This window comes from Arthrobacter sp. 2RAF22, from assembly GCF_052115325.1.
Lineage (GTDB): Bacteria > Actinomycetota > Actinomycetes > Actinomycetales > Micrococcaceae > Arthrobacter.
In genome coordinates, this window is the sequence record NZ_JBFRGL010000008.1 from 20,548 (window position 1) to 32,820 (window position 12,273).

Genomic DNA, 12,273 nt, shown 5'->3' on the forward strand with positions numbered 1-12,273 from the left:
GACCACGTGCTGACACAAGCGGCCCGGCTCCGGCGGCCCCAGGAACCTTCCCTTAAGGAACTTTGATGTACCGTTTCGTGCTGCGCCGCCTGCTTTCGGGCGTCCTCCTGCTGTTCGTCATTACAACGGTCGCCTACTTGCTGCTGTACGCGGGTGGCGGCGATATCGCCCGCCGCATCGTGGGCCCCACAGCCAGCCAGGCCCAGGTGACCCTGAAGGCTTCCCAGCTGGGCCTGAACCGCCCGCTCGTGGTCCAGTACTGGGATTGGCTCACCCACGCCGTCACCGGCGACCTTGGACGCTCGTGGTTCAACGGCCAGCTGGTCAGCACCGGCGTCACCAGCCGGGTATCGGTGACCCTCTCCCTGGTGTTGGGCGCCACCATCATCGCGGCCGTGATCTCCGTGGTCATCGCTGTCCTGGCCGCAGTGCGCCGGGGCTGGGTGGACCGCGTGGTCCAGTTCGTGGGCGTCCTGGGATTCGCGATTCCCGGCTTCCTCATCGCTTTGGGACTCGTGTCCCTGTTCGCTTTGAACCTCAAGTGGTTCAAGGCCACCGGCTATGTACCGATTACGACGTCGTTCGGCGGCTGGGCGGCTACGGTCACCTTGCCGATCATCGCCCTTTCGATCGGCTGTATCGCCTCGGTGGTCCAGCAGGTCCGGGGATCCCTGATCGATGCGCTCCGCCAGGACTATGTCCGCACGCTCCGGGCCCGCGGCCTCTCCTTCAACCGGGTGGTGTACAGGCACGTGCTGCGCAACGCCGGCGGTCCTGCGCTGGCTGTCCTCGCGGTCCAGTTCATCGGCCTGCTCGGCGGTGCCGTGATCGTTGAACAGATCTTCGCCCTGCCCGGCCTCGGGCAGATCGCCGTTGCCGCCACCAGCCAGGGGGACATCCCGGTGGTGATGGGCGTCGTCGTCGCCACCGCCGCCATCGTGGTGATCGTCAACCTCATCATCGACCTCGCCCAAGGCTGGCTCAACCCGAAAGTTCGGCTGTCATGATCGACACTTCCATCGCACTGTCCACCCAGGCAGCCAAAGTCTCCTTGTTCCGCAAGCTCCTCACGAACCCCACCGGCGCCGTATCCATGCTGGTCCTCGCGGTCGTGGCTTTGGCCGCGGTGCTGGCACCTGTGCTCGCAACGCACGACCCAGGGCTGGCCAGCCTGCAGGCGGTCCTGGCCAAGTCCGGCCCTGACCACGTGCTGGGTGCGGACAGTGCCGGCCGTGACGTCTTCAGTCGTCTGCTCTTCGCTGGACAGTTCAGCTTGGCCGGGGCGCTGTTGGCGCTGGTTGTCGCCGTCGCGATCGGCGTCACGGGCGGCCTGGTGGCCGGATACTACGGCGGCTGGTTCGATTCGGTATCCTCATGGCTCACCGGCCTGCTCATGGCGATGCCCGGCATCGTCATCCTGCTGGCCGCGCGGGCCGTCGTGGGGCCATCGATGTGGTTGTCCATGATGATCTTCGGCGTCCTGCTTTCCCCGGCCTACTTCCGCTTGGTGTACGCCTGCGTGACGGCGGTGCGCAACGAACTGTACGTCGACGCGGCACGGGTCTCCGGGCTCAGTGATTTCCGGATCATCGGCCGCCACATCCTCACCGTGGTGCGCGCACCCGTCATCATCCAGTCCGCCATGGTCCTTGGCATCGCCATCGCCATCCAGGCCGGCCTGGAATTCCTCGGCTTGGGCGACGTCAACATCCCCACGTGGGGGAGCATGCTCAACGACGGCTTCATCAACCTCTACAAGGCACCCACCCTTGTCCTGTGGCCAAGCCTCGTCCTCGGCGTCGTCTGCATCGCGCTGACCCTGCTGGCCAATGCGATGCGCGACGAACTCGAGCGCAGCCGCGGGCCGGTCAAGCGCCGCCGCAAGGGGGCCGCCGTCGTCGACGCCGCAGAAGCCGCCGCCAAGCGCGGCGAGCCGGCCGTGGTGCATCCCGAAACACCCGCCGGTGCACGCACTGCTAACGCCGGTGAAGTCATCCTGGAGGTCACCGACCTTGGCATCGGCTACGACCAGCCCGATGGTTCCACCACCCACGTGGTGAACCATGTGGGCCTCACGGTCCGCCGGGGCGAGGTTCACGGGCTGGTGGGCGAGTCCGGCTCGGGCAAGACCCAGACCGCCTTCTCTATCCTCCGGCTCCTGCCGCAGGGCGGACGCGTCACCGGCGGCTCCATCATCTTCGACGGCACGGACCTGGCCCGCCTCTCGGAAAAGGAAATGACGAAGGTCCGCGGCCAGCGCATCGCCTATATCCCGCAGGAACCCATGAGCAACCTGGACGCCGCCTTCACGATCGGCAGCCAGCTCATGGAGCCCATGCGGGTATGCCTCGGCATCTCCAAGGCGGAAGCCCGGAAGCGTGCACTGGCCCTGCTGGCCAAAGTGGGGATTCCCCACCCCGAACGGACCTTCAACGCCTATCCGCATGAAATCTCCGGAGGCATGGCGCAGCGGGTGCTGATCGCCGGCGCGGTCTCCTGTGAGCCGGACTTGCTTATCGCGGACGAGCCCACCACTGCATTGGACGTCACGGTGCAGGCCGAAGTGCTTGACCTGCTGCGCGAACTCCAGGACGAGCTGAAAATGGGCGTCATCCTGGTGACCCACAACTTCGGTGTCGTCGCCGATCTGTGCGACCGCGTGACCGTGATGCAGACAGGCCGTGTCGTGGAAACCGGGCCCGTCCGGACCATCTTCAAGGACGCCCGCCACCCGTACACCCGGCAACTGTTGGAAGCGATCCTCGAGGATGCGGCACCGCGCGGCCCGCTGGGCGCCGCTGGTCCCCGCACAAACGGTGCAAGCACCGACGGATCCCTCACCAGCCTGACAGGAGTGAAGCCATGACCGAAACACTGCTCGACGTCCGGGACGTCGTCGTCGAATATCCCCTCAAGGGCTTCCGGAAGGAACCGTTCAAGGCCCTCAAGGGCGTTTCCCTCGACATCCGCCCCGGCGAGACGGTGGGCCTGGTGGGGGAGTCGGGCTCCGGCAAGACCACGCTGGGCCGCGCCGTGCTGGGGCTCGCCCCGGTCACCGGGGGAAGCATCAAGTACCGCGGCCAGGAAATCTCCCAAGCCACGGGCGCCCAGCGCAAGGAGCTCAGCCACGAGATCCAGGTGGTGTTCCAGGATCCGTACACCTCGCTCAACCCGTCCATGACCATCGAGCAGATCCTCACCGAGCCGCTCACGGTCCGGAAAGTGGAACGCCAGGCCGCCAACAAGCGGGTCGCCGAGCTGCTGGACCAGGTCCGGTTGCCGCACGGCGCCGCCCACCGGCTGCCGCGCGAGTTCTCCGGCGGGCAGCGCCAACGCATCGCCATCGCCCGGGCCCTGGCACTGGATCCGAAGCTGATTGTGTGCGACGAACCCGTCTCGGCCCTGGACCTCTCCACCCAAGCCACGGTGCTGGACCTTTTCATCGAGATCCAGGAACGCACCGGCGTCGCCTACCTCTTCGTCTCGCACGACCTCGCGGTGGTCCGCCACCTCAGCCACCGCGTCGCCGTGATGTATCACGGCGAAATCGTCGAATGGGGCGACGGCGGGCAAGTCACCGGAGAACCGGAGCATCCCTACACCCAGAGGCTCTTCATGGCCGCCCCGGTCCCCGATCCGGACCGGCAAGCCCAGCGCCGCGCCGACCGCCTGCGCTTGCTGGACATCCAGCACCAGCAGAACGTCCAGGCCGGCGTGGCCTGACCCGCTGCCAGCCCCACCTTCAGAACAAACACAGACCCACGAAAGGCGAGCCCATGACTCAGCCGCCACTGTCCGCGAGCCCGGCACTCTCCCCGGCCGCAACGTTTCCTGCCGACTTCGCCTGGGGCGTGGCCACCGCCGCGTACCAAATCGAAGGTGCCGTCAACGAGGGCGGACGCGGCCAGAGCATCTGGGACGCCTTCTCCCACGAGCCGGGCACCACCATCCACGGTGACAACGGGGACATCGCCTGCGACCACTTCCACCGCTGGGAAGAGGATCTTGACCTTATGGCAGAACTGGGCATCCCCTCTTACCGGCTGTCCTTGTCCTGGTCCCGGCTGCAGCCCACCGGCGTCGGCCCTCTCAACCCGGAAGGCGTGCGCTTTTACCGTGAGCTGCTGGCGGGCTGCGCAGCCCGCAGCATCACCCCGTACGTGACGCTCTACCACTGGGACCTCCCGCAAACACTGCAGGACGACGGCGGTTGGCCGGCCCGGCACACGGCCTACCGTTTCGCGGAGTACTCCGGACTCGTGGCCGAGGCCCTGGGTGACCTCGCCGAGCACTGGATCACCATCAACGAGCCGATGTGCGCGGCCTTCCTTGGCCACTCCTGGGGCATGCAGGCCCCAGGCATCAAGGACGACCGCCTCGCCGTGCGCGCAGCCCATCACTTGCTCCTGGCCCATGGCTTGGCGCTGGCCGAATTCCGTGCCCGCCGCCCCGAGGCCAAAGTGGGCATCACCAATATCATCGGCAACCTCAACCCGGCCAGCGATTCCGAAGCCGACCGCAAGGCCACGGAATACTGGGACGCCGTCAGCAACCGGATCTTCCTGGACCCCGTCTACCGGGGCCGCTACGCCGAGTCCACCATCGGGGCCTACGGCCAGTACGGGCTGACCGCCACCGGCGAGGGAGCTTCGGCCGAAGACCTCGTCCAACCCGGAGACCTGGCCATCATCTCGGCACCCGGGGACTTTGCCGGAATCAACCACTACACCAACATGCTGGTTTCCGCGGACGAAGCAGCCCCGGGAGGGGCAAGCTGGACGCACGTGCTGCCGGCACCGTCGTCGTTCGGTTGGTCCAATACGCCCGTGGCACTCAAAGCGGTACTCAAGCGGGTCGCCGCCGAATACACCTCCCTTCCTCTGTACGTCACGGAAAACGGCGCCACGTTCCACGACTACGTGGATCCGAACGGCGAGGTCCGCGACCCCGAACGCATCGACTACCTGCGCGGCTACATTTCCGCGGTAGGCGAGGCGATCGCCGACGGCGTGGACGTCCGCGGCTACTTCGCGTGGTCGTTCATGGACAACTTCGAATGGGCCGAAGGCTACGACAAGCGCTTCGGGCTGGTCTACGTGGACTACGCCACCCAGGCCCGCATCCCCAAGTGGAGCGCGTACTGGTACCGGGACATCATTGCCGCCCAGCGCGAAGCCGCCGGGGCCGCAGCCACCACGGGTGCCACCGCATGAGCATCGACACTTCATCCCTCAAGTCAGACAAGAAAGCCACCATGGAACTCCTCACCGACCAGACCATCGACCAACGCCTCGAGTCCCTGCTGGCCCGGCTGAGCCTGGAGGAGAAGGTGCGGTTGCTGACGGGCCGGGATTTCTGGACGACGTGGCCGGTGGAGAAGATCGGGTTGCGGCGGATGTTGTTCTCGGACGGGCCAACGGGGGTGCGCGGCGAGGTGTGGGATGAGCGGCAGCCATCGATGAATTTCCCGTCCGCGACGGCGATCAGCTCGTCCTGGGATCCCGCGATGGCGGACCGTTTGGGGGCTGCCTCGGCGGTCGAGGCCCGCCGGAAGGGCGTCGACGTGGTGCTCGGCCCGACGATCAACCTGCACCGTTCCCCGCTGGGCGGCCGGCATTTCGAGGCGTTCAGCGAGGACCCGGTCCTGACCGCGGAGCTCGCGGCGGCTTATGTGGCCGGGGTGCAGCGCAACGGCGTCGGTGCGACCCCCAAGCATTACGTGGCCAACGATTCGGAGACGGACCGGTTCACCGTGGATGTGAAGGTGGCGGAGCGGCCCTTGCGGGAGCTGTACCTGCTGGCGTTCGAGAAGGCCATTGTGGACTCGAAGGCGTGGCTGGTGATGAGCGCGTACAACTCGGTCAACGGTGCCACGGCCACGGAGAACGAGCTGCTGGAAGCCCCGCTGAACACGGAGTGGGGTTTCGACGGCGTGGTGATCAGCGACTGGACCGCGGTGCGCAGCGTGGAAAGCGCGAAGCACTCCCAGGACCTCGTGATGCCGGGTCCGGAGGGTCCGTGGGGTTCGGCGCTGGTGCTGGCGGTGAAGTGCGGCACGGTTCCGGAGGCCGCGGTTGACCGGAAGGTGTTGCGGATCCTGCAGCTCGCCGCCCGGGTGGGCGCCCTGGAGGGTTTCGAACCCGTGGCAGCGGAGCCGGCGGAGCGGGAGGACCCGGTCGCGTTCGCCCGGGAGGCGTCCGTGGCCGGGACCGTGATGGTGAAGAACGACGGCGTGCTGCCGCTGGCTCCCGCCTCCGTAACCGGCGTCGCGGTGATCGGGCACAATGCCCGCCATGCCAGGACCCAGGGCGGCGGGTCCGCGACCGTGGTCCCGGAAAGGATCGTCACCCCGCTGGACGGGATCCGTGCGGCGTTCAGGCCGGAGAACGTCAGCTACACCGTGGGCGCGGTGGTGCAGGAAGGCATCGCCGAACTGCCCCTGGAACAGCTCAGGAACCCTGTCACGGGCGAGCCGGGGCTGAGGGTGCGCTTCTTTGCCTCCACGGGCAAGGAACTGTTCGCGGAGGACCGCCGCTCCACCGCGCTGGTTTGGTTCGGCGGGGATGCCCCGATCGCGGAGTCCTCCATGGTCCAGTTCCATACCCACTACACGCCCGAGGAGACCGGCACCATCCGGCTGGGCTTTTCCACCGTGGGGCACGGGCGGATCTTCGTGGACGGGGTCCTGGCGCATGAGGCGTCCATCGAGGCCACGGGCACGGACCTGGGTGCGGCGTTCCTGGCCCCGCCCTCCGCTTCCGTCCCGGTCGAGGCCACGGCGGGTGTTCCGCTGGAAGTGACGGTGGAACTGGACCTCGCCGGGCGCGCCGGCGCCCTGGGCAACGCCCTGGCTGTGACCATCGGGCTCGAAGCGGACAACACCGACCCCGAGGCACTCATCAACGACGCCGTCGCCGCGGCCCGGGCGGCCGAGGTCGCCGTCGTCGTGGTCGGCACGAACTCGCGCGTCGAATCCGAAGGCTACGACCGTACCACCCTGGAGCTTCCGGGCCTGCAGGACCGCCTGGTCCGCGCCGTCGCCGCGGCCAACCCGCGCACCGTGGTGGTGGTGAACTCCGGGTCCCCGGTGCTGCTGCCCTGGCGGGACGAGGTGGCGGCGATCCTGATCGGGTACTTCGGCGGGCAGGAATTCGGCACCGCCCTCGCCGACATCCTCACCGGCGCGGCCGAGCCCGGGGGCCGGCTTCCGACCACCTGGCCCGGGGCCCAGGAGGACGTGCCGGTCCTGAACACCACCCCGGACGCGAACGGGGAACTGGCCTATACCGAGGGGATCCACATCGGTTACCGGGCCTGGCTGAAGGCAGGAGCCGCTCCGGCGTACGAATTCGGGCACGGACTCGGCTACACCCGTTGGACCCTCGACACAGCCGAAGCCCCCGCAGCGGCGGTGCCCGGCGCCGTCGTGCCCCTCACGGTGACCCTCACCAACACCGGCACCCGCCCCGGCAAGCAAGTGGTGCAGGTCTACGCCGAACGGCCCGGCTCCGCCGTGGACCGTCCCGTGCGCTGGCTCGTCGCCTCCGCCCCCGTATGGGCCGAACCCGGCGAAACCCGCACCGCGGTGATCAATGTGCCCACCCGGCTGCTGGCCTACTGGGACAACGGCTGGACCTACGAACCCGGTGACTACCGCCTGCGCATCGGCACCTCCGTCACCGAACTGCCGCTCGAAACCGTTCTCACCCTGACTGACGCAACCCAGACCGACTCAAACCAGGACGGTGCTGCATGAACTTCCCTAACCCACTGATTCCGGGCTTCAACCCCGATCCCAGCATCGTCAAGGTCGGCGAGGACTACTACCTCGCGACCTCCACCTTCGAATACCTCCCCGGCATCCCGATCTACCACAGCACCGACCTGGTCAACTGGGACCGGATCGGCCACGTGGTGGACCGGGAAGGGCAGCTCGACTCAACGGACGTGCCGACCCTTGGAGGCGCGTGGGCACCCACCATCCGTTTCCACGACGGCCTCTTCTACGTCGCTGTCACCGACGCCATGGCACGCGGGACCCTGGTGTTCACGGCAGAGGACCCTGCCGGGCCATGGAGCGACGGACTCGCCATTGAGGGCGCCATCGGCATCGACCAGGACCTTGCCTGGGACGAGGACGGCACCGCCTACATGACGTACTCGGGACTCGACACCGTCACCGGGAACATCGGCGAGCACGGCGGCATCCTCCAAGTCCGCGTGGATCTGGAAACCGGCAAGGCCGTTGAGGAGCCCCGCAGCGTGTGGTCCGGTATCGGGCTGATGTTCCCCGAAGCACCTCATCTGTACCGGCACGGCGACTACTGGTACCTCATGATCGCCGAGGGTGGCACCGAGCGCGGACACAGCGTCAGCATTGCCCGCGGAACGTCGCCGGCCGGTCCTTTCGAGGGCAACCCGGCCAACCCCATCTTGAGCGCCCGCAGCACCGAGCGTCCCATCCAGAACACTGGCCACGGCGACCTCGTGCAGACGCCCGACGGCGGCTGGGCCATGGTGCTCTTGGGCATGCGACCCAAGGGCATGACCCGGGCCTTCTCCGCCCTGGGCCGGGAAACCTTCATCACCCCGGTCACGTGGGAGGACGGCTGGCCCGTCGTCGAACCCGTCATCCTCAACCCCCGCCCGGGCGGCGGCGAGTTCGAGGACAACTTTGCGGAAACCGAGCTCGACGGCGGCTGGATCGCCGTGCGGCGATTCCCCGGCACGTTCGCCTCCACCGAGAAGAACCCCGGGCGCCTCACCCTGGTCAGCGACGGCGCCAGCCTGGACGATCCCCGGCCTTCCTTCCTGGGGCGCCGCCAGCGCTATCAGGTAGAGACCATCTCAGCACTGGTGGACACCGGATCGTCCGAGGACCTGGACCCCCTTGACGGGGGAAGGAATGCCGGCGGCCTTGCCGTTCGCTACGACGAGGCACACCACTATTCGATCGAACTGAGTGGAACCACCCTGACGGCGCGGGCCCGGATCTCCTCGATCGAACAAAGCTGGACGCGACAGGTTCCCGCCGGGCCGCTGGAACTCCGCATCGCAACCCGCCAGCCGGATTCGGGCGCGGGATTCGGGCACTTGAGCTCGGACACCGTCGCCCTCCAGGCAGTCGTCGACGGCGAACTGCTCACCTTGGCCGAACTGGACGGCCGCTACCTCTCGGCGGAAACCGCAGCCTCCTTCACGGGACGCGTTTCCGGCGTCTTCGCGAGCCGCGGCACGGTCACGTTCGACTGGTTCCGTAGCGAAGGCCGCGAACCACAGTAGAAACTCCGGCGCCTATCCACCCACCGCTTCCGAAAGGCCCCTCCGTGACATCAACATCCCTGGCACCGCAGCCAGCAGGTCTCCGCCAGGCTTCTGTCAGCCGGTTCAGCGCTGAGTACCGGACCGATACCGCCTTCGTGGCCAATCCGCGGCCGCGGCTCAGCTGGGTCGTCGCCACGGAGAGCACCGATTGGCAGCAGACCCGTGCCGAACTGCGGCTGACCCGTGCGGGGGCTGTCGAGTCGGCAGTGCACGAAGGCCCTGACTCGGTGCTGGTGGAGTGGCCTTTTGAGGCCATCGACGCCGGGGAGCAGGTGGCAGTCGAGGTGCGCGTCTCGGGGAACGACGGCGGCACCACGGCTTGGAGCGCACCCTTGGCTTTGGCGGGTGGCTACCTTGAAGGGCCGTGGCAGGCCGAAGCGATCAGCCTGCCCGTCCTTTCCCGGGCGGAGATTCCGCTCGGGCAGCCCGGCCAATTGCGGCACGAATTCACGGTGGGCACGGGCTTGGCCAAAGCCACCCTCTTCGCCACCGCGCACGGTGTCTACCAGGCCGAAATCAACGGCTCGGAAGTGGATGACCAGGTTCTGAAACCGGGCTGGACGGCTTACGCTGACCGCCTCAACCACGAAACCACCGACGTCACCGCGCTCCTTAAAACGGGGGCCAACGCCATTGGTGTGTGGCTCGCGGGAGGCTGGTACACCGAAAAGTACGGCTTCCACGGCTTCGCCACACCGTTCTACGGCGAGCAACCGGCCGTCAAAGTGGAACTGCATCTCGAATACGCCAACGGCACACGTCAAACCGTGGCCAGCGGCCCGGAGTGGCGGGGCACCACGGCGGGCCCACTCGTTTCCAGCGGCATCTACGCGGGGGAATCCTTCGATGCGCGGCGTATCGAGGCCGCCTGGTCATCGCCGGACTTCGACGATTCGCGCTGGCTTCCCGCTTGCTTGGACTCCGGAGCAGTGAATTCCAGGGCTGCGGACTCCAAGTCATGGGTGGAAGCAACTCCCGCCGTGGCGCCTCCGGTCCGTCGGATCGAAGAACTGCCGGTCCGGGAAATCCTGACCACGCCTTCCGGCGCCACCGTCCTGGACTTCGGCCAGAACCTGGTGGGCCGCCTCCGGATCCGGGTAAGCGGCGACGCGGGACGCCGGATCACACTCCGCCATGCTGAGGTCCTGGAGGATGGTGAACTGTCCCTCCGTCCGCTTCGCCTGGCTGCCGCTACGGACAGCTACACGCTCGCCGGCGGCGGGGAGGATTCCGGCGAGGAGGAGGAATGGGAGCCTCGCTTCACGTTCCACGGGTTCCGCTATGCACAAGTAGACAACTGGCCAGGCGAGCTGGACCCGGCGGCGATCACCGCCGTCGTCATCCACAACGACATGCGCCGCACCGGATGGTTCGAGTGCTCGGACTCGATGTTGAACCGCCTGCACGAGAACGCCCTGTGGGGAATGCGCGGCAACTTCCTGGCGCTGCCCACCGACTGCCCGCAGCGGGACGAGCGCCTTGGCTGGACCGGAGACATCCAGGTCTTCAGCCCGACGGCCAGCTACCTCTACGACTCCTTGGGGTTCCTCAGCTCCTGGCTGCAGGATCTCGCCCTCGAACAGAGCCACCGCAACGGTGTGGTGCCCATTGTGGTTCCTGCGGTGCTCGGCATGCTGGAATCGCCCGTGGCCGCCTGGGGTGACGCCGCCACGGTGGTTCCGTGGGTGCTCTATGAACGCTTCGGCGACCTCGGACTGCTGGGCCGGCAGTACCGAAGCATGTGCGATTGGGCTGATGCGTTGCTCCGCGTCCGGGACAGCTCCGGCTTGTGGCAGGGCCAAATGCAGCTGGGCGACTGGCTGGACCCGGCAGCACCGCCGGACAAGCCCGGCGCCGCCCGCACCCACGGCGACATCGTGGCCAGCGCCTACCTTTTCCGTTCCCTCGACCTCACGGCAAAGGCCGCGGCCGTGCTGGGCGCCGACGACGACCACGGCAAATACTCAACCCTCGCCGAAGACGTGCGCAGCGCGTTCCTCTCCGAATACGTCACGCCCTCCGGCCGCATGGTTTCGGATGCGCAAACGGCCTACTCGCTGGCTCTCATGTTCGGGATCAGCACGGATCCCGTCCAACGCCAGGCACTTGGTGACCGGCTCGCCGAACTCGTTCGGCTGGGCGGCTACAGGATCGCCACCGGTTTCGTCGGCACGCCCCTCATCGCGGACGCCCTGACGGTCACCGGGCACATGGAGGCTGCCGAGCGCTTGCTCACCCAGACCGAATGCCCCTCCTGGCTCTACCCGGTCACGCAGGGCGCCACCACCATCTGGGAACGCTGGGACTCCATCCTGGAGGACGGCACGGTCAACCCCGGCGAAATGACCTCCTTCAACCACTACGCGCTCGGCGCCATTGCCGACTGGATGCACCGGACCGTTGCTGGCCTGGCTCCTGCTGCGCCGGGCTACCGGAAACAGCACATCGCTCCGCGTCCGCTCCGCAGCCTGCAGCATGCCGGCACCTCACACGAGACGCCGTACGGCCTGGCCAGCGTGGCCTGGAAGCGTTCCGGCGAGCGGATCCTCGTGGAAGCCGTCGTGCCTCCGGGGACCACCGCCGTCGTTTCCTTGCCGGACGGATCCGAGGAGTTCGAGGTGGGATCCGGCCGGTACGCCTGGGACGTGCCCGACGTCGCTCCTGCCGCGGCGCACGGTGCCGTGTCCCTGGACTCGCCGCTGTCCGCCATCATGGACGATCCCGGGGCCTACGCGGCAGTGTGGCAGGCCATCGACGCGCACGATCCCGCCGCGGCAGCCCAATTCCGCAAGGACACCGTCTGGTACCGCCAGACGTCCCTGAACCAGGGGCTGATCTTCACTCCAGCGCCCATCAAGCGAGAGATCGGCTCCGCATTGTCGGCACTGAGCGGCACACGCACCGATGTCCCGTCCCTTGCTCCACGAGAACACTGACCTGAGAACCCTG

Annotated in this window: 7 protein-coding genes; all 7 read left to right on the forward strand. The window is 67.6% G+C overall.

Annotation, left to right across the window (positions count from 1 at the left end; translation table 11 throughout):
- Nucleotides 1-65 precede the first annotated feature (65 nt).
- From AB4068_RS08550 to AB4068_RS08580, 7 genes are read left to right on the forward strand one after another with little or no spacing between them, the layout of a single operon-like run.
- Nucleotides 66-1,007, forward strand: coding sequence for an ABC transporter permease (locus AB4068_RS08550; protein WP_059388463.1), 942 nt, complete (start codon nt 66-68; stop codon nt 1,005-1,007).
- Complete coding sequence (locus AB4068_RS08555; RefSeq protein ID WP_441433156.1) at nt 1,004-2,866, forward strand: dipeptide/oligopeptide/nickel ABC transporter permease/ATP-binding protein; 1,863 nt, start codon at nt 1,004-1,006, stop codon at nt 2,864-2,866. Before AB4068_RS08550 ends, AB4068_RS08555 begins: the two co-directional genes overlap by 4 nt.
- Complete coding sequence (locus AB4068_RS08560; RefSeq protein ID WP_441433157.1) at nt 2,863-3,723, forward strand: ATP-binding cassette domain-containing protein; 861 nt, start codon at nt 2,863-2,865, stop codon at nt 3,721-3,723. The genes AB4068_RS08555 and AB4068_RS08560 overlap by 4 nt, the downstream gene beginning before the upstream one ends.
- A 53-nt stretch (nt 3,724-3,776) precedes the next feature.
- On the forward strand, nt 3,777-5,213 hold the full coding sequence (locus AB4068_RS08565; protein WP_441433158.1) for a GH1 family beta-glucosidase: 1,437 nt from the start codon (nt 3,777-3,779) through the stop codon (nt 5,211-5,213).
- Between the two features lie 41 nt (nt 5,214-5,254).
- Nucleotides 5,255-7,756: a beta-glucosidase gene (locus AB4068_RS08570; RefSeq protein WP_441433197.1), complete on the forward strand. Its 2,502-nt coding sequence runs from the start codon at nt 5,255-5,257 to the stop codon at nt 7,754-7,756.
- On the forward strand, nt 7,753-9,282 hold the full coding sequence (locus AB4068_RS08575; protein WP_441433159.1) for a family 43 glycosylhydrolase: 1,530 nt from the start codon (nt 7,753-7,755) through the stop codon (nt 9,280-9,282). Before AB4068_RS08570 ends, AB4068_RS08575 begins: the two co-directional genes overlap by 4 nt.
- A gap of 44 nt (nt 9,283-9,326) precedes the next feature.
- Nucleotides 9,327-12,260, forward strand: a complete 2,934-nt coding sequence (locus tag AB4068_RS08580) for a family 78 glycoside hydrolase catalytic domain (RefSeq protein ID WP_441433160.1) — start codon at nt 9,327-9,329, stop codon at nt 12,258-12,260.
- Nucleotides 12,261-12,273 lie beyond the last annotated feature (13 nt).